The organism is Achromobacter sp. 18P8.1.1 (genome assembly GCF_057799415.1).
On the sequence record NZ_JBYOKH010000004.1, the window covers coordinates 83919 to 102447 of the forward strand.

Annotated in this window: 17 protein-coding genes; 7 read left to right on the forward strand and 10 right to left on the reverse strand. The window is 65.0% G+C overall.

The window, feature by feature from the left end:
* Nucleotides 1-32 precede the first annotated feature (32 nt).
* Nucleotides 33-419 carry a Rid family detoxifying hydrolase gene (locus AC27VE_RS04735; RefSeq protein ID WP_006222206.1) on the reverse strand — a complete coding sequence of 129 codons (387 nt, stop codon included), beginning with the start codon at nt 417-419 and terminating at the stop codon, nt 33-35.
* Between the two features lie 108 nt (nt 420-527).
* The gene (locus AC27VE_RS04740) at nt 528-1442 is read right to left on the reverse strand and encodes a LysR family transcriptional regulator (protein ID WP_488703177.1); all 915 of its coding nucleotides are present in this window, start codon (nt 1440-1442) and stop codon (nt 528-530) included.
* 98 nt (nt 1443-1540) lie between these two features.
* Between AC27VE_RS04740 and AC27VE_RS04745 the strand changes: the two genes are divergently transcribed.
* From AC27VE_RS04745 to AC27VE_RS04755, 3 genes are read left to right on the forward strand one after another with little or no spacing between them, the layout of a single operon-like run.
* Complete coding sequence (locus AC27VE_RS04745) at nt 1541-2899, forward strand: acyclic terpene utilization AtuA family protein (RefSeq protein ID WP_488703178.1); 1359 nt, start codon at nt 1541-1543, stop codon at nt 2897-2899.
* Nucleotides 2896-3285 carry an AtuA-related protein gene (locus tag AC27VE_RS04750; RefSeq protein WP_006222209.1) on the forward strand — a complete coding sequence of 130 codons (390 nt, stop codon included), beginning with the start codon at nt 2896-2898 and terminating at the stop codon, nt 3283-3285. The genes AC27VE_RS04745 and AC27VE_RS04750 overlap by 4 nt, the downstream gene beginning before the upstream one ends.
* A 47-nt stretch (nt 3286-3332) precedes the next feature.
* Complete coding sequence (locus tag AC27VE_RS04755; RefSeq protein WP_006222210.1) at nt 3333-4298, forward strand: Bug family tripartite tricarboxylate transporter substrate binding protein; 966 nt, start codon at nt 3333-3335, stop codon at nt 4296-4298.
* A 73-nt stretch (nt 4299-4371) separates the two neighbouring features.
* On the opposite strand, the gene AC27VE_RS04760 is transcribed toward AC27VE_RS04755, so the two are convergent.
* Nucleotides 4372-5148: a ferredoxin--NADP reductase gene (locus tag AC27VE_RS04760; protein ID WP_006222211.1), complete on the reverse strand. Its 777-nt coding sequence runs from the start codon at nt 5146-5148 to the stop codon at nt 4372-4374.
* A 257-nt stretch (nt 5149-5405) separates the two neighbouring features.
* Between AC27VE_RS04760 and AC27VE_RS04765 the strand changes: the two genes are divergently transcribed.
* The 3 genes from AC27VE_RS04765 (at nt 5406) to AC27VE_RS04775 (ending at nt 9015) form a co-directional block, all read left to right on the forward strand.
* Complete coding sequence (locus AC27VE_RS04765) at nt 5406-6449, forward strand: Fe(3+) ABC transporter substrate-binding protein (RefSeq protein WP_006222212.1); 1044 nt, start codon at nt 5406-5408, stop codon at nt 6447-6449.
* Nucleotides 6450-6562: 113 nt separating this feature from the next.
* Entirely contained in the window at nt 6563-8233 is a 1671-nt protein-coding gene (locus AC27VE_RS04770) for an ABC transporter permease (RefSeq protein ID WP_280026138.1), read from the forward strand.
* A gap of 5 nt (nt 8234-8238) precedes the next feature.
* Complete coding sequence (locus AC27VE_RS04775; protein ID WP_088587592.1) at nt 8239-9015, forward strand: ABC transporter ATP-binding protein; 777 nt, start codon at nt 8239-8241, stop codon at nt 9013-9015.
* A gap of 8 nt (nt 9016-9023) precedes the next feature.
* Here the strand turns inward: AC27VE_RS04775 and AC27VE_RS04780 are convergent, their stop codons facing one another.
* From AC27VE_RS04780 to AC27VE_RS04790, 3 genes are all read right to left on the reverse strand, one after another.
* Entirely contained in the window at nt 9024-10001 is a 978-nt protein-coding gene (locus tag AC27VE_RS04780; protein WP_280026137.1) for a Bug family tripartite tricarboxylate transporter substrate binding protein, read from the reverse strand.
* Nucleotides 10002-10090: 89 nt separating this feature from the next.
* The gene (locus tag AC27VE_RS04785) at nt 10091-10996 is read right to left on the reverse strand and encodes a pirin family protein (protein ID WP_088587319.1); all 906 of its coding nucleotides are present in this window, start codon (nt 10994-10996) and stop codon (nt 10091-10093) included.
* Nucleotides 10997-11096: 100 nt separating this feature from the next.
* The gene (locus AC27VE_RS04790; RefSeq protein ID WP_488703179.1) at nt 11097-11795 is read right to left on the reverse strand and encodes a pirin family protein; all 699 of its coding nucleotides are present in this window, start codon (nt 11793-11795) and stop codon (nt 11097-11099) included.
* Nucleotides 11796-11974: 179 nt separating this feature from the next.
* On the opposite strand from AC27VE_RS04790, the gene AC27VE_RS04795 reads away from it, so the two are divergent.
* A complete protein-coding gene (locus AC27VE_RS04795; RefSeq protein ID WP_488703180.1) occupies nt 11975-12889 on the forward strand; it encodes a LysR family transcriptional regulator in 915 nt (304 codons plus the stop codon).
* Nucleotides 12890-12929: 40 nt separating this feature from the next.
* Here the strand turns inward: AC27VE_RS04795 and ntrC are convergent, their stop codons facing one another.
* The 4 genes from ntrC to hemW all read right to left on the reverse strand — a co-directional run bounded on the left by ntrC (nt 12930) and on the right by hemW (nt 18497).
* Nucleotides 12930-14423: a nitrogen regulation protein NR(I) gene (gene ntrC, locus AC27VE_RS04800; protein ID WP_006222219.1), complete on the reverse strand. Its 1494-nt coding sequence runs from the start codon at nt 14421-14423 to the stop codon at nt 12930-12932.
* Nucleotides 14423-15487, reverse strand: a complete 1065-nt coding sequence (glnL, locus tag AC27VE_RS04805) for a nitrogen regulation protein NR(II) (RefSeq protein WP_006222220.1) — start codon at nt 15485-15487, stop codon at nt 14423-14425. Before glnL ends, ntrC begins: the two co-directional genes overlap by 1 nt.
* Before the next feature lie 192 nt (nt 15488-15679).
* Complete coding sequence (gene glnA / locus AC27VE_RS04810) at nt 15680-17092, reverse strand: type I glutamate--ammonia ligase (RefSeq protein WP_006222221.1); 1413 nt, start codon at nt 17090-17092, stop codon at nt 15680-15682.
* 184 nt (nt 17093-17276) lie between these two features.
* Entirely contained in the window at nt 17277-18497 is a 1221-nt protein-coding gene (hemW, locus tag AC27VE_RS04815; protein WP_488703181.1) for a radical SAM family heme chaperone HemW, read from the reverse strand.
* Nucleotides 18498-18529: the final 32 nt, after the last annotated feature.

Sequence of the window (18529 nt, forward strand, 5' to 3'; positions counted from 1 at the left end):
GAACCCCTGGTATCGAAAAGTCCGGGTGTGCCTTACAGGACGAGGATGGCTTCGACTTCGAACTGCGCGCCCTTGGGCAGGCTGGCCACGCCGATGGTCGACCGCGCCGGGAACGGCTGCGGAATGAGTTCGGCCATGATGGAGTTGGCGGCGGTGAACTTGCCCAGGTCGGTCAGGAACAAGGTGAGTTTGACGACGTTGTCCAGCGTGCCGCCGGCGGCGGTGATCACGGCTTGCATGTTGGCGAACGCCTGGCGCACCTGGGCGTCGAAGTTTTCGGAGACCAGATCGCCGGTGCCGGGCTCCAGGCCGATCTGGCCCGAGAGGTAAACAGTCTTGGTGCCGCTAACGGCAACCGCTTGCGAGTAAGGGCCAACGGCGGCGGGCGCGGCGTCGGTATGGATGATTTGCTTGCTCATGGGCGGAATCCTTCAGGTGACGGATAGAAGCTACAACTATCGGAGTTTAAACAGCAATAGACTTTTGCGAAAGTGCCCGGATGACGCAGGGTTGTCACTTCCCGGGTGCTATGAGTCTGCCTGATGCCCTGCGCCGCCGATATCGCCCCGATGCGCGATCAGCAGTTCGTATAGCGCCTGGGCCGCCACCGAGAGGCTGCGGCCTTTGCGTTGCACGAGGTAGAGCGGCCGCGTCAGGGCGCGTCCGGCAAGCGGCACCACGCGCAGGTCATCGCTGCGGAAATGAAAGAGCGTCATGGCGGGCACGACCGACACGCCCAGGCCGGCCCGGACCAGCCCGGTCACGGTGGCCAGGTGCTCGACTTCGAACACGGGCAGCGGCGCGTCGGCGCCAAGCGCCTCGTCCAGATGTTTGCGCACACTGCTGCCCCGCGCAAGTTGAATGACCGGATAACGCACGATGTCGCGCAGGCGGACTTGGCTTTGCGCTGCCAAAGGATGATCCGCCCGGCACACCAGGAAATAGCGGTCGGCGTGCAGGAATTCGCTGTCCAGGTCCGTCATGTCCGGGCGGCGGGACGCCACGGCAAAGTCGACCTGACCGCTTTGCACCATGTCCAGGCAGGGGTCCAGCAGCGCATCACGCAAGTCCAGCACGATGCCCGGGTGCGCCTGGCTGAAGCGCGCCAGCAAGCCCGGCAGCCAGCCGGCGGCCAATGAGGGCAGCGCAGCCAGCGCCACGCGGCCGCGGCGGCGGGCGGCGTGGTCGCGCAGGTCGTCCATGACCAGATCCATGTCTGCCAGCAGGCGGCGCGCCGAGGCATCCAGCACCCTGCCCTCGGCCGTCAACTCCACGTGCCGCGTGTTGCGGTCGAAGAGCCGCAGGCCGGCGGCGTCTTCCAGTGAACGGATCAATGCGCTGAAAGCCGGCTGCGTCAGGTGGCAGCGCTGGGCGGCGCGGGTGAAGTGCCGCTCGTCGGCTAGCGCCACGAAGGCACGCAATTGCCGGGCAGATAGATTCATGGGTTTCTTCTATCAATTCATCCGATCTTTCTATTTTACTGATGAACCTCGTATGCCTATAGTGGCCCGGACAGCCCTCAAGGCCGACTGGACCCTTTATGCCTCAATCTCCCCTGCTTATCGGCTGCGCCTCCGGCTTCTCCGGCGACCGCAGCGACGGCGCCGCCGCGGTGGTGCGCACGCTGGCCGCCCAGGGCGGCGGCACGCTGATTTTCGAAACCCTGGCCGAACGCACGCTGGCGTTGGCCCAATTGGCCCGCAATGACGATCCCAGCCGCGGCTACGAGCCGCTGCTGGACGAACTGGTATCGCCGGTGCTGGCGGATTGCCTGCGCCATGGCATCAACATCGTCAGCAATTTCGGCGCCGCCAACCCGGCCGCAGCAGCCCGGCGCATTGCCGCAATCGCGCGCGAGCAGGGGCTGCCCGTGCCGCGGATCGCCGTGGTGCATGGCGACGCCTTGAATACGGCGGCGCAACGCGCCTTGCTGCAGGAACGCCTGGGCGCGGCGCTGGAAGGACAAGAGGTGGTTAGCGCCACGGCCTATCTGGGTGCGACGGAAATTGCGCAGGCACTGGCCGCCGGCGCGCAGATCGTCGTGGCGGGCCGCGTGGCGGACCCTTCGCTGACACTGGGGCCGGCAATGGCGCACTTTGGCTGGGATGCGGCTGACTGGCCCCTCCTGGGCCGCGCCACCATGGCGGGCCACATGCTGGAATGCGGGTTGCAGGTCACGGGCGGCTATTTCTGCGTGCCTGGCCTGAAAGAGGTGCCCGACGTGCACGCGGCGGGATTCCCCATCGCCGAAATCCATGCGGACGGTGAATTCATTATCGGCAAGGCCGCCGATACCGGCGGCGCCGTGGACGCCCGCACCGTCAAAGAGCAATTGCTGTACGAAGTGCATGACCCCGCCCGCTATCTGACGCCCGATGTCGTGGCCGACCTGAGCCAGGCTCGGGTCGTCGAGTTGGGCGGCGACCGCGTCGCCGTGCACGGCATCACCGGCCACGCCCGTCCGTCCGAACTCAAAGTCAACGTGTGCTATCGCGGCGGCTGGCTGGCCGAAGCCGAGATCTCGTACGCGGGCGTGCAGGCCGAAGCCCGCGCGCGCCTTGCTGCGGACATCGTCCAGAAACGTCTAGGCGCTGCCTTCAGGCTGCGCGCCGATCTCATCGGCGCGATCAGCATCCTGGGCGATGACGCCGGTGAAATGCGCCGCGCGCGGCCCGACGGCCACGCGCGCGACGTGCGCCTGCGGATTGCCGGCGAACATGCCGACCGCGCCCAGGCTGAACGCATCCTGCGTGAAGTGACCGCGCTGTATACCTGCGGGCCGGCCGGCGGCGGCGGCGTCCGCACCGCGTTGCGCCCGCGCCTGAATATGGTGTCCTGCACCATTGCCCGCGAAGCCGTGCACAGCGGCTGGAACTTCCTGGAGGATATCGCCCCATGACCCGCAACCCCGACACGCAAGCCGTGCCGTTGTATCGGCTGGGCCACAGCCGCTCCGGCGACAAAGGCGATATCTCCAACCTGAGCCTGATCGCCTGGGACCCGGAATGCTATGCAGTACTGGCGGCGCAAGTCACCGAGGCACGCGTTGCCGCGTGGTTTGCGTACCGGCACCCTGCCCGTGTCACCCGCTACCTGCTGCCCACCCTGCATGCCATGAACTTCGTGCTGGAAGGCGTGCTGGACGGCGGCGTGAACGACGCGCTGAATCTGGACACGCACGGCAAGAGCCTGTCTTTCCGATTGCTGGACTTGACGGTGGAGGTCAGCCCCGACCTGGCCCGCCGGCTGCCAGACATACCCGGCGACCGTCCCGCGGCCGCCTGATCACTGCCATCACCACCCTATAAAAAAACACCACAGGAGACACACACATGCGCATTTCATCCAAGGGCCGGCTGGCCCTGCTGCTGGCGGCCGCCCTCCCCCTGACCGCGCTGGCCCAAAGCTTTCCGGCCAAACCCATCACGTTCATCGTTCCCTTCGCAGCCGGTAGCGCCACGGACCAGATCGGCCGCGCCATCGGCCAGGGCGTCACGGAACAGACCGGCCAGGCCGTCGTGATCGAGAACAAGCCCGGCGCCAGCGCCATGATCGGCGCCGCCGCAGGCGCGCGCGCCGCGCCCGACGGCTATACCGTCCTGATCACCACCAACACCACGCACGCCGCCAACGAACACCTGTACAAGTCGCTGACGTACCAGCCCGTCAAAGACTTCGCGCCGATCTCGCTGTTGGGCAAAGGCGGCCAGATCATGGTGGTCAATCCGAATTCGTCCGCCAAGACCGTGGGCGACTTCCTGGCCCAGGCCAAGCAGTCACCGGGCAAGCTGAGTTTTGGCAGCGGCAGCTCCAGCAGCCGCATCGCGGGCGAATTGCTGCAACAGATGGCGGGCGTGCAGCTGCTGCACGTGCCCTACAAGAGCAATCCGCTGGCCGTGACCGACCTGCTGGGCGGCCAGATCGACATGATGATCACCGACACGGCGACCGGCCTGCCCCAGGTCAAGTCCGGCAAGCTGCGCGCGTTGGGAGTGACCGGGCTGGCGCGTTCGCCGCTGGCGCCTGACGTGCCGACGATCGCCGAAGCTGGCGTGCCGAATTACGAGATGGGTTATTGGTTCGCAGCCTATGCGCCGGCCGGCACGCCGCCCGACGTGATCAAGCGCTTGAATGAGTTGCTGGTGAACGCCACCAAGACCAAGCCCGCCCAGCAGTTCTATGCCCAGACCGGCACTGACCCGGCCACTTCCACGCCCGACGAATTGGCCGCGTTCCAGCAGGCCGAATCCAGGAAGTGGGGCGACATCATCAAGAAGGCCGGAATCCAGCCTGAATAAGCGGGCCTGCCCTGGAATGCAAAAACCCATCGCCTGGGCGATGGGTTTTTTTATCGGCACAAAGCGCGGAGGCTTATTTGTCGACGAAAGCGCGTTCCACCACGTAATCGCCCGGCTGGCCCACGCCCGGAGACACGACGAAACCGCGCTTGTCCAGCATGGCGCTGATGTCGGCCAGCATATGCGGGCTGCCGCAGATCATGGCGCGATCGGTTTCGGGGTTGATCTGGGGAATGCCGATGTCTTCGCAGAGCTTGCCGTTTTCCATCAGTTCCGTGATGCGGCCCTGGTTGCGGAACGGCTCACGCGTGACGGTCGGGTAGTAGACGAGCTTGTCGCGAACGACGTCGCCGAAGAACTCGTTGTTCGGCAGTTCCTTTTCGATGAAGTCCGCATAAGCCAGTTCGCTGACCCAGCGCACGCCATGAACCAGGATGACCTTGTCGAAGCGTTCGTAGATGTCCGGGTCTTTGATGATGCTCATGAAAGGCGCCAGGCCCGTGCCGGTGCCGAACAGGAACAGGTGCTTGCCCGGCTTCAGGTCGTCGACGACCAGCGTGCCCACGGGCTTGCGGCTGACCAGGATGGTGTCGCCTTCTTTCAGATGCTGCAGTCGCGACGTAAGCGGACCGTTCTGCACCTTGATGCTGAGGAATTCGAGGTTTTCTTCGTAGTTCGCACTGGCGATGCTGTAGGCCCGCAGCAGCGGCTTGCCTTCAACTTCCAACCCGATCATGACGAAGTGGCCGTTGTGGAACCGCAAGGCCGCATCACGCGTCGTGGTAAAGGAAAACAGGGTGTCGTTCCAGTGGTGCACGCTCAGTACGCGCTCAGTGTTGAAAGCAGCCATGTCGTAGTAGGTAATATTAGGGTTGACCCTATTCTACAGGGTCTTGATAGGAATTGCTCTCATTATTCCGTAATACCCTTATGCCGTATTGATGGGGATCAAGGGTTGGAACCCATGCCTTACGAATAGTTGAATGCTGTTTCGCTTCCTGTTATCGTCCGGGTCTCAGTTGATAATCGTTTTCGTTAGCAGACCGTTTTAAGCACCGGAAAGCCCTTCACGGCTTCCTCGTTGCTGCCCTAGCCGGAGTTCCCGACATGACCAAGCGTCCCCAATTGAATTCGCTGCTTCGCGCCCTGGCGCTGGCCGGCGCCGCCGCCTTCACCGTCTCGGCCAACGCCGCGGAAGAAGTCAGCCTGTACACCACCCGGGAACCCAAGCTGATCCAGCCGCTGCTGGATGCCTTCACCAAGGAAAGCGGCATCAAGGTCAACACCGTCTTCGTCAAGGACGGCCTGCTGGAACGCGTGAAGGCGGAAGGCGCCAAGTCGCCCGCCGACGTGCTGATGACCGTGGACATCGGCAACCTGCTGGACCTGGTGGACGGCGGCGTGACGCAATCGATCAAGTCCCAGACCCTGGAATCGGTGATTCCCGCCAACCTGCGCGGCGCCGACGGCAAGTGGTACGCCCTGTCGCTGCGCGACCGCGTGCTGTACGTGGAAAAGGACCTGAAGCTGGAATCCTTCCGCTACGAAGACCTGGCCGACCCGAAGTGGAAGGGCAAGGTCTGCATCCGTTCGGGCCAGCACCCCTACAACACCGCCATGGTCGCCTCGATGATTGCGCATGACGGTGCGGAAGCCACCGAGAAGTGGCTGCGCGGCGTCAAGGCCAACCTGGCCCGCAAGGCGGCCGGCGGCGACCGTGACGTGGCGCGCGACATCCTGGGCGGCATCTGCGACATCGGCCTGGCCAATGCGTACTACGTCGGCCACATGAAGAACTCCGAACCCGGCACCGACGGCCGCAAGTGGGGCGACGCCATCAAGGTCATCCGCCCGACGTTCGCCAACGAGAAGAGCGGCGGCACGCACGTGAACGTCAGCGGCGCCGCCGTTGCCGCCCACGCGCCGAACAAGACCAACGCGATCAAGCTGCTGGACTTCCTGGTATCCGAACCGGCCCAGGCGCTGTATGCCCAGGCCAACTATGAATACCCCGTCCGCAAGGGCGTGAAGCTGGATCCCGTGATCGCCAGCTTTGGCGAACTGAAGGTGGATCCGCTGCCCCTGACCGAAATCGCCAAGCACCGCAAGCAAGCCAGCGAACTGGTGGACAAGGTCGGCTTCGACAACTGATAAGCCCCAGGTCGCCACGCCCCCGGCGTGGCGCAGCCCTGCGGCAGTATTGGGCCTGTTCCCTTCTTTCCGGAGGGAACAGGCCTTGCCTTTGATGCAATCGACTTTGAAGCATGCACACAGAATCTTTGCCCCGGCCGTTGCGTTTGCGCTGGACTGAACGCGGCGCCGGCTGGCTTGCGGGCGCGGGCCTGATCGCCCTGGCCGTGCTTGCGCCCGTGCTGACGCTGCTGTGGTGGGCGTTGGGCGGCGAACTTTCACACTGGCAGCACCTGGCAAGCTATGTGCTGCCGCAAGCCCTGGCCAACACGGCCATGCTGCTGGCGGGCGTGGGCGTGATGGTGACGCTGCTGGGCACGGGCGCCGCCTGGCTGGTGACCGCCTACGACTTCCCCACGCGCCGCATCCTGACCTGGGCGCTGCTGCTGCCGCTGGCCGTACCCACCTACATCATTGCGTTCTCTTACCTGGACTTGCTGCACCCGATCGGGCCGGTCCAGACGGCGATCCGCGCGCTGCTGGGCTATGACAGTCCGCGGCAATTCCGCCTGCCCGACCTGCGCTCCATCTACGGCGCGATCTTCGTGCTGGGCTTCGTCCTGTACCCGTATGTCTATCTGAGCACCCGCGTCATGTTCATGACGCAGGCGGCCAGCCTGCTGGAAGCCGCGCGCACGCTGGGCGCCGGACGCGTTGCAGTGTTCTTCCGCGTCGCCCTGCCCCTGGCGCGGCCGGCCATCGTCGTGGGCGTCAGCCTGGCGCTGCTGGAAACGCTGAACGATATCGGCGCCTCCGAGTTCCTGGGCGTGCAGACGCTGACGGTGTCGGTCTATACGACCTGGGTGACGCGGTCTGACCTGGCCGGCGCTGCGCAGATCGCGCTGACGATGCTGGCCATCGTGATCGGGTTGATCATGCTGGAGCGCCACGGCCGCAAGCGCCAGCGCTACGCCAATACGCAGCGTATGCGTCCGATGCAACCGCGCCGCCTGCGCGGCCTGCCCGCCGCCGTCGCCGCCCTGCTGGGCTGGATCCCCGTCGTCATGGGGTTCATTGCGCCGGCCGCCTATCTGATTTATGAAACCTACAAGCGCCTGCATTTAGTAGGCGGCGTATCGAACCAGTTAATCAACGGCTTGGGCAACACGCTGATCGTCGCGTTCAGCGCCACCATTGTGACCCTGCTGTGCGGGCTGATTGTGGCCTGGGCCGGCCGCACCATGCGCGAAAGCGCCAATTTCAATCCGGGCCGCGCCTGCGCGCGCATCGCCAGCCTGGGCTATGCGGTGCCGGGCACGGTACTGGCCATCGGCCTGTTGACGCCTTTCGTCTGGATCGACCATGCGGTCGCCACGGTATTCGGCGGCTCGGGCCTGTTTCTGATGGGCTCCATGGGCGCGCTGGTCATCGCCTACGTGATCCGTTTCCTGGCGATTTCCACGGGTGCGCTGGAAGCCGGCCTTGCCCGCATCCCGCCTTCACTGGAACAGGCATCGCGCCTGCTGGGCGAAAGCTCGGCGGGCACCTTGCGCCGGGTCCATCTGCCGCTGCTGCGCCCCGCGCTGGCCGCCAGCGCCCTGCTGGTCTTTGTGGACGCCATGAAGGAACTGCCGGCGACCTTGCTGCTGCGGCCGATGAATTTCGATACGCTCGCCACCTGGCTCTACGCCGAAGCCGCGCGCGGCACGTACGAGGAAGGCGCCGTCGCGGCGCTGGCGATCGTCCTAGCCGGCCTTTTGCCCGTCATTCTGCTGGCGCGCACCAATCTGAAAATGGGACATTGATCATCGTGCCCGATCTGTTAGAAATCGATCACCTTTCGCTCGCTTACGACACGCCCGCCGGATTGAAGCCGGTGGTGCAGGACTTGACCCTGGGCCTGCCGACCGGACACATTGGCTGCCTGTTGGGCGAGTCCGGCTGCGGCAAGACCACGGTGCTGCGCGCCATCGCCGGCTTCGAACCGGTGCGTGACGGCCGCATCCTGCTGGACGGCACCGTCATTTCCTCGGCCACCGAGCAAGTGGCGCCGGAACTGCGCCGCGTCGGCATGATGTTCCAGGACTACGCCCTGTTCCCTCATCTGACCGTGGCCTTGAATGTGGCGTTCGGCCTGCGCAAGCTGGCGCGCGCGGATCGCGCTCGCCGCGTTGAAGAAATGCTGGAACTGGTGGGTTTGGCGCATGCCGCCAACAGCTACCCGCACGAGATCTCGGGTGGCCAGCAACAGCGCGTGGCGCTGGCCCGGGCGCTTGCGCCCTCACCCGATCTGCTGTTGCTGGACGAACCGTTTTCGAACCTGGATGTGGACACGCGTGAACGCCTGGCGTTCGAAGTGCGGGACATTCTCAAGACCACCGGCCACACGGCCATCCTGGTCACGCACAACCAGGCCGAAGCCTTCGCCATCGCCGACCGCATCGGCGTGATGAGCAAGGGATCCATTGCGCAGTGGGATACGCCCTATAACCTGCATCACCATCCGCGCAACGATTTCGTGCGGGACTTCATCCGGCGCGAAGCGCTGGAGGCGCAGCGCGAGCAGGCTTTCGCCCGCGGGCGCTGAGCCGGCCATCAATCCGCCGACAGCTTGACCTTTTGCGACAGGGCCTTGAAGGCCTCGTGCTGGCTTTGGGTCAGGCGCTCGACCTCTTGCGGGGTCGATCCGTACGGCATGAAACCGGCTTGCTCCAGCTTGTCCTTCACTTCCGGCAGGGCCAACGCCCACTGGAACGCCTCGCTCAGCGCCTGGGTGACCTCCGGCGACATCTTGGCCGGGCCGTACACCGCGAACCACGGGTCAACCACCGCCCCCGCATAGCCCAGTTCGGCCAGCGTGGGCACGTCCGGCAGTGCCGGCGCCCGCTTGCTGCCCGTGACGGCCAGCGCATGCACCTTGCCTGCCTTGATATGCGGCAGCGAGGCAGGCAGGTTGTCGAACATCACGGGCAGGTGTCCGCCCAGCAGATCGTTCAGCCCTTGCGCGCTGCCCTTGTACGGAATGTGCTGCATGCCGACACCCGTCAGTTGGTCGAACATCACGCCGGCCAGATGCATGGACGTCCCGGTGCCCGGCGTGCCGAAGGCGGTGCCCGGGTGCTGTTTGGCGTACGCGACCAGATCCTTGACGCTCGCCACCTTCAACGCGGGGCCGACTTCAAGCACCACGGTGGATGCGCCCAGCATGCTGACGCCGGTGAAATCCTTGGTGGGATCGAACGGCATCGACGGGTAGACGAAGGGATTCAGCGCGTTCGTGGAGATGGCGCCGAAACCGATCGTGTAGCCGTCCGGTGCGGCCTTGGCCACGGCATCCATCCCGATGTTGCCGCCGGCACCGGGCCGGTTTTCAACAATGACGGGCTGGCCGAGTTTTTCGGCCACCTTCTGTCCCGCGGTGCGGGCCACCAGATCGGTGGTGCCGCCCGCCGTGTAGGGAACGATGAAGGTGATGGGCTTGGCCGGATAGCCGGCAGCGAACGCCGCGGACGCGCCGTTGACCAGCGCCAACGCGGCCAGGCCGCGCGCAAGGTTGAGGGTGTAGCGATGCATGAGTCTCCATCCTGTTGTTATGAAGGTTTGGAGGCGCATCATACTGCCGCGCAAGCCTCGCGCGGCAGCGGAAAACACGTCGGCCGCAATCAGGCGCGTGGTTCGGGCAGCGGGATGTATTCGGTCTCGTCGCCGGGCACGATCTGGTCGAAGCGCGTGCGCTGCCAGTCCTGCTTGGCCTGCTCGATGCGGTCCTTGCTGCTGGAGACGAAGTTCCACCAGACAAAGCGCGGACCGTCCAGGGGTTCGCCACCCAGCACCGCAAACCGCGCGGCGGTGACAGCGCGGATCTGCACCGGCCGGCCCGGGGCGAACACCACCAGCCGGCCGCTTTCGAACACTTGCCCATCCACCTCGACCGAGCCTTCGGCCAGATAGGCGGCGCGCTCTTCATACTCCGCCGGCAGCACCGTCGTGGCGCCCGCCTTCAGTTGCAGGTCACCGTAGAACAGGGGTGACAGCGTCTTGACCGATGAGGTCTTGCCGAACAGCGAGCCCGCCACGACCTGGGCGCGCACGCCTTCGCCTTCGACTACCGGCTGCGCATCCAGGCCATAGTGCGTAAAGCCCGGGTCCGTTTCCTCGTGCTGCTTGGGCAAGCCTACCCAGATCTGCAGGCCACAGAGGCGCTGCGGCGCCTGGCGGCTTTCCGGCGACGAACGTTCGGAATGGACGATGCCGCGGCCGGCCGTCATCCAGTTCACTTCGCCAGGCAGAATCGTCTGGGTGTTGCCCGCGCCGTCACGGTGCACCATCGACCCTTCGTACAGGTAGGTGACGGTGGACAGGCCGATGTGCGGGTGCGGGCGCACGTCGATGCCCGAGCCCGCATCGAATTCCACCGGACCCATGTGGTCAAGGAACACGAACGGCCCGACGGTTCGGCGCTGCGCCGACGGGATCGCCCGACGGACGGAAAAGCCGCCCAGGTCGCTGGTGCGCGGCACCACGACGGTTTCAATCTGGTTTTCGCCTGCATCGGACAACGTAGACATGGTGTAGCGCTCCGCTTCAATAGGCCAATGGCCATGTTAAGGCCCAACGGCCCGTTCAAAAACAAGGCCGGGCGGAAACCCTTCCGCCCGGCCTCTGGCATTACGCCAGGTCGAACACCAGCACTTCGGCGTTCTTGCCGCCCGACAATTCGACACTGGTGTCGTCCGTGATGGCGACCGCATCACCGGCCGAGAGCTCGGCGCCGTTGACCGTGACGCTGCCCCGCGCCACATGCACCCAGCTGCGGCGGCCGGCGGCCAAGGCCAGGGTGGCGGACTCGGCGCCGTCGAACAGGCCGCCATACAGGCGCGCATCCTGATGGATCTTCATCGAGCCGTCTTCGCCATCCGGCGACACCAGGGCTTGCAGCCGGCCACGCTTTTGGGCGTCGCTGAAGGTGCGCTCTTCGTATTCCGGGGCAATGCCGGTCACGTCAGGCTCGATCCAGATCTGCAGCATGTGCGTTTCGGTGTCCGGCAGCGGGTTGAACTCGGAGTGCATCACACCGCGGCCGGCGCTCATCCGCTGCACGTTGCCGGGCTGGATGGTCGAACCGCTGCCCATGCTGTCCTTGTGCGCAATGGCGCCGTCCAGCACATAGGTGATGATCTCCATGTCCCGATGGCCGTGCGTGCCGAAGCCGCGGCCGGCAGCGATGCGGTCGTCATTGATCACGCGCAGTGCGCCGAAGCCCATGTGAGCCGGGTCGTAGTAATTGGCGAAAGAAAAGGTGTGAAACGAATCGAGCCACCCATGGTTGGCGTGACCCCGTTCGGCAGCGCGGCGAATCGTAAGCATTGTGGACTCCTGTTTCAATAATATGAATGGTCTGGAGGGTGCGGTGCCGGCTTTCTGCTTCGCCCTTACCGCTTAACCTCTGGCATGAGTGATATTCTGCGCGTGCAGCAGGGTCGCTTTGGCGCTATATTTTGATGACTTCATTCAAATTATTTGAATGCATCTGATCGAGCCCCACCATGCAGCCCATTACGCCTGAATTGTTGATCCTGGTTGACGCCATCGCCCGCCATGGCAGCTTTGCCAAGGCCGCGCGCGAACTCGGCAAAGTGCCGTCCGCCGTGACCTATTCGATCCGCAAGCTTGAGGACGGCCTGGACGTGCTGCTGTTCGACCGCTCAGGACACCGGGCGCTGCTGACGCCCGCGGGCGAAGCCCTGCTGAAAGATGGGCGCCATGTGCTGCAATCGCTGGACGATCTGGCCTGCCGCGTGAAGCGCATCGCCACCGGCTGGGAAGTGGAGCTGCGCATCGCCGTCAGCGCCGTATTGCCGTGGCGGCCCTTGTACGACCTGATCGACGAATTCCAGACGCTGGAAAGCGCGACCACGCTGCGCTTTTCCAGCGAAGTGCTGAGCGGCAACTGGGATGCATTGACGAGCGGGCGTGCCGACCTGGTGATCGGCGCCGGTGCAAATGCCGAGCCGACGGGGCCCTACCGGTCACAGGCGATCGGCGCCACGCAGTTTGGATTCTGTGTCGCGGCGCATCACCCCCTGGCGTCGTTGCCGCAACCGCTCAGCCGCCCCGACATCACGAAGTACTGCGCAGTCGTCGTGGCGGATACGTCGCGCAACCTGCCGCCGCAATCACGCGGCATCCTGGCAGACCAACCCACCTTGGTAATGCCGTCCATGCAGGCCAAGATCGACGCGCAGGTACGCGGCCTGGGCTGCGGCTATCTGCCGCTGACCATGGCGGCACCCTACCTGGCGCAGGGTCTGTTGGTGGTGTGCGAGACGGATGAAGGCATGTCCCTGACGGAACACGTGGCGTACGCCTGGCGGGCCGAACCGCCGGGTGAAGCGCTGAAGTGGTGGTTGCAAAAGCTGAAATCGCCGCGGCTCTGCGAAAGCCTGCTGGGAATGGGCTGACGGGTTGCCGGGCGTACAACGCCGGGCAACCCATCAACGATCACTCGTCTTCGATCCCCAGCTCGCGCAGCTTGCGCGTGATGGTGTTGCGGCCGATGCCCAGGCGGGATGCGGCCTCCACACGGCGGCCGCGGCTGGCGTCCAGCGCGCTTTGCAGCAGGATCTTCTCAAACTGGCGCGTCAAGGTCGCCATCACGGCAGGTTCGCCGCGCTCCAGACGGTACTGTGCATCGCGCAGAAGGGAATCCTGCCAGTTGCGCGGCGCGCCGTCGTCCAGACCTTGGGACGCTTGCACCACCGTGCCGATACCCGGCATCGGCGTTGCGGGACGCAACGGGGCCAATCCGGGTTGCTGCTGATGCTCCAACGCGCGGATTTCCGGCGGCAGGTCCTGGCGGTCCACCGTCTGGCCCGGCGCCATTACCGTCAACCAGTGGCAGAAGTTCTCCAGCTGGCGGACGTTGCCGGGAAAGTCGAACTTGGTCAGCACGGCGAGCGCGTCGGGCGTCAGGCGTTTGACCGGCACGCCCAGCGTGCGGGCGCTAGCCGTCAGGAAATGTTGCGCCAACGCAGGAATGTCTTCCACGCGTTCGCGCAGCGGCGGCAGGCGCAACCGGATCACGTTCAGGCGATGGAACAAGTCCTCGCGGAACAAACCCTGTTCGACACGCTGCTCCAGCGGCTGGTGGGTCGCGGCCACGATGCGCACGTCCACGCGCACGGGCTGAGCCCCGCCCACGCGATAGAAGCTGCCTTCGGCCAGCACGCGCAACAGGCGCGTCTGCAGCTCGATCGGCATGTCGCCGATTTCGTCCAGGAACAAGGTGCCGCCGTGCGCTTCTTCGAAGCGGCCACGGCGCAAATTGTTGGCGCCCGTGAATGCGCCGCGCTCGTGGCCGAAGAGTTCGGCTTCAAGCAGGTCGCGCGGGATGGCCGCCGCGTTCAGCGCCACGAACGGGCCGCTGGCCCGCACGCCGTGGCCGTGCAAGGCACGGGCGACGAGTTCCTTACCAGTACCCGATTCGCCGGTGATCAACACCGTCACCTTGGACTGGGCCAGCCTGCCGATCGCGCGGAACACTTCCTGCATGGCGGTGGAAGACGACTGCGTCATCATCCAGCGCTCGTTGTTCTGCGCCGCCTCGCCCTGCCCTTCAGGCGTTTCCGGCTGCGTGGATTCCTGCATGGCGCGCTGGATCAGCGCAACCGCCTCGTTCACGTCGAACGGCTTGGCCAGGTAATCAAACGCGCCGCCCTGGAACGCGGACACGGTGCTGTCCAGATCGGCGAACGCGGTCATCACGATGACCGGCAAGCCGGGATGGCGCTCTTTGAGTTGACGCAACAGCTCCAGGCCGTTGCCGCCGGGCATGCGAATATCGGATACCAAGGCGACGGGCGTTTCGCGCGACAGCGCTTCCAGCACATCAGCCGATTGGGAGAAACTGCGGGTGGGGACACCAGCGCGGGCCAGGGCCTTTTCGAGGACCCAGCGGATGGCCTGGTCGTCGTCGACGATCCATACGGGTTTCATCAGTGTGCAGGCTCCATCGGTAGGACCAGGCGAAACTCGGTGCGCCCCGGTCGGGATTCAAATTCGATGATGCCGCCGTGCTGCTGCACGAAATCCTGGGCCAGGCTCAAGCCCAGGCCCGTTCCGCCCGCTCTGGCCGTGACCAGGGGGTGGAAAATGCGGTCGCGGATGTGGTCCGGCACGCCGGGACCGTTATCGATAATGGACAGCACCAGCGCCAGCCGGTGCTGGCGGTGGGCCAGCATGACCTGCCGCGCCACACGGGTACGCAGCGTGACCACGCCAGGTTCCGTCTTGGGCCCCTCGGGCCGTGCGACCAGTTCCTGCGCGGCGTTACGCGCCACGTTCAGGACGGCCTGCATCAGACGGGCGGCGTCGCCTTTCAGATCGGGAACCGACGCGTCATAGTCGCGCAGGATGGTGACGTCGTTGCGGAATTCGGCCTGGATCAGCGCGCAGACGCGCTCGCAGATCTCGTGGATGTTCACCGGCCGCGCATTCAGCGGCACACGTTGCGGGCCGCTCAGGCGGTCCACGAGCGCCTGCAGGCGGTCGGCTTCGGAAATAATGACCTGGGTGTATTCGGCCAGGGCCGCGCTGGGCAGTTCGGCCTCCAGCAATTGCGCGGCGCCGCGCAAACCGCCCAGGGGATTCTTCACTTCATGCGCAAGATTGCGCAGCAATTCACGGTGGGCTTCGATTTCATCAACCAGCCGATGGTTGCGGTCGGCCAGCACGCGCTGCTCGATCTCGCGGGTCTCTATCAGCACGGGCCAGCGCTGGCCCGTCAGCCCCACCGTCGTGACGGCGACTTCCACGGATTCGGCGGCGCGGCGCAACGAGGCCAATTGCCTGACGTCGGCGTACCTGCCGGCCGCGGCGCGGTCGATCGAGGACTGGATATTTTCTGGGGTGTCGAACAGCGTGGCGGCGGAGTGCCCGCCCAGTTGCTTGCGCGAGCGGCCGAACAGATCTTCGGCGGCAGCGTTGGCGTATTCAATGTGACCGCGCTCGTTGACCAGGAAAACGGACGTGGCAAGCAGATCGAGAGCTTCTACATTCATTTTTCAACGTACCCGAATGACAGGGGGAAAGCGGAACGCGCCCGCGACGGCGGCGCCGGAACCCGGCGCCCTGCCCGCCAGGCGTGATGCCTGGCGGACAAACCGTCGAGCCGCGACCTGGTGGTGCGCGTGGTGTGGGCCCTGGTTTCTGCCTACATCATCGCGCTCCCCCCCGCCACAGCCTCTAAACGATCAGAGGCTGTAGTACATGTCGAATTCGACCGGGTGCGTCGTCATGCGCAGACGATTCACATCGGCCATCTTCAGGTCGATGTAGGCGCTGAGCATGTCGTTGCTGAACACGCCACCACGGGTCAGGAATTCGCGATCGGCGTCCAGGGCTTCCAGCGCTTGTTCCAGCGAGGAGCACACGGTCGGGATCTTCGCGTCTTCTTCCGGCGGCAGGTCGTACAGGTTCTTGTCGGCCGGATCGCCCGGGTGGATCTTGTTCTGGACGCCGTCCAGGCCGGCCATCATCAGGGCCGAGAAAGCCAGGTACGGGTTGGCCAGGGGGTCCGGGAAACGCGCTTCGACGCGGCGGCCCTTCGGGTTGCCGACGTACGGGATGCGGATCGAGGCCGAACGGTTGCGGGCCGAGTAAGCCAGCTTGACCGGGGCTTCGTAGTGCGGAACCAGACGCTTGTACGAGTTCGTGCCCGGGTTGGTGATGGCGTTCAGGGCGCGGGCGTGCTTGATGATGCCGCCGATGTAGTACAGCGCGAATTCCGACAGGCCGGCGTAGCCGTTGCCTGCGAACAGGTTCTGGCCATCCTTCCAGATGGATTGGTGCACGTGCATGCCGGAACCGTTGTCGCCAACGATGGGCTTGGGCATGAACGTCGCGGTCTTGCCGTAGGCGTGGGCCACGTTGTGCACGACGTACTTGACGATCTGCGTCCAGTCGGCGCGCTGGACCAGCGTGCTGAACTTGGTGCCGATTTCCAGCTGGCCGGCGCCGGCCACTTCATGGTGGTGCACTTCGACCGGCACGCCCATTTGTTCCATCAGCAGGCACATTTCCGAGCGCATGTCCTGGAACGAGTCAACCGGCGGAACGGGGAAGTAGCCGCCCTTGACCAGGGGACGATGGCCGGTGTTGCCGCCTTCGAATTCCTGGCCGCTGGACCACGAGGCTTCTTCGGACTTGATCTTGACGAACGTGCCCGACATGTCCGTGTTCCAGGTCACGCCGTCGAACACGAAGAATTCGGGTTCCGGACCGAAGTAGGCGGTGTCGCCCAGGCCGGAGGACTTCAGGTAGGCTTCGGCGCGCTTGGCCAGCGAACGCGGGTCGCGGTCATAGCCCTTCAGGTCCGACGGTTCAACGACGTCGCACGACAGGATCAGGGTCGGCTCTTCGCGGAACGGATCCAGGTTGCCGGTCGAGCAATCGGGGATGAGCAGCATGTCGGAGGCTTCAATGCCCTTCCAACCCGGGATCGACGAACCGTCGAAAGCCTGGCCGCTTTCCAGCTTGTCTTCGTCGATCTGGCTGGTGGGCACGGACACGTGGTGCTCACGGCCAACCGTATCGGTGAAGCGGAAATCCACGAATTTGACTTCGTTATCGGCGATCTGTTTCAGGACGTCTTTCGGGCTTGCCATGTCATCTCCATTAGATAAAAGGGTCGAGGGCTTTGCCTCTCGACTGGCATAAAAGAGGGAAGCAATAAGCGTGCCAGGTTTTACCCCCTGGAATCCCTCGGGAAGACCGCACGGTCATGAAAAAATGTAGCACCACTTTGGTGCAAATGGTGGGGCACGATTGCCCCGTTATGGTGCATTCCTGCTAAAGGAACATTTCCTGAAGGTCATTCAGGAAGCGCCACCCCAAGGGCGTCGCCTTCAGACGGGTCGGATCGCCGTCCAGCAGGCCCCGTTTGGAGGCTGCCTCCAATTGGTGCGCAATGGCGGCAAGCGACAAGCCGGTGCGTTCGTTGAACGCCGTGCTGGGCACCCCGTCTTTCAGGCGCAGAGCGTTCAGCATGAATTCGAAAGGCAGTTCTTCAGGGCCGACCTGGCGGCTTTCAGCCAAGTGGCTGCCATCGCGGGCCATCGCAGCCTGCATCCACGAATCGGGGCTGCGCAGCCGCGCCTCGCGCACGATACGGTCATGGAATGACAGTTTGCCGTGCGCCCCGGGGCCGATGCCCAGGTAATCGCCGAATTCCCAGTAATTCACGTTGTGGCGGCAGCGGGCGCCGGGCTTGGCGTAGGCAGACACCTCGTAGCGGGCCAGGCCGGCCGCCGCCAGTTCGGCTTCCACGGCGTCCTGCATGGCGGCGCTGGTGTCATCGTCGGGCAGGTCTTCGGGCGGGAACTTGGCGAAGACCGTATTGGGCTCCATCGTCAGGTGATACAGCGACAGGTGTTCGGTGCCGAACGAGATGGCCTCGCGCAGATCGGCCACACAGGCGTCCAGCGTCTGGCCCGGCAAGGCGAACATCATGTCCAGGTTCACCCGCGAGACGGCGCGTTGCGCCATGCCGATGGCGGCGCGGGCCTGATCGGCATCATGGATGCGCCCCAGCTTCTTCAATTGGGGATTGTCGAAACTCTGGATGCCCAGCGAGAAGCGCGTGACGCCACTGGCCGCGTAGTCGCGAAAGCGGCTGGCCTCGGCGGTGCCGGGGTTCGCCTCCATGGTGATCTCGGCATCCGGCCATACATTCAGACAGGCGCGCAGCATGGCCAGCAATTCGTCCAGCCCTGCCGACGACAGCAGGCTGGGCGTGCCGCCACCGATGAAGACAGACACGACCTGGCGGCCCCAGATGGACGGCAGCGCCTGTTCCAGGTCGCTGCGCAACGCATCCAGATAGGCACGTTCGGGGATTTCGCCCGGCGCGGCGTGGGAATTGAAGTCGCAATACGGGCATTTGCGCACGCACCAGGGCACGTGCACATAGACGGACAACGGCGGCAGGCTTGTCAGCGTGGCGCCCGCCGGCACGAGCCGGCGCGAGGGCGATGCGCCCAGGTCGTTGCGGATAGGGATAGTGATGGACATGCGGTTTCCTGGAGCGGGCGCGGCGCGCGCGC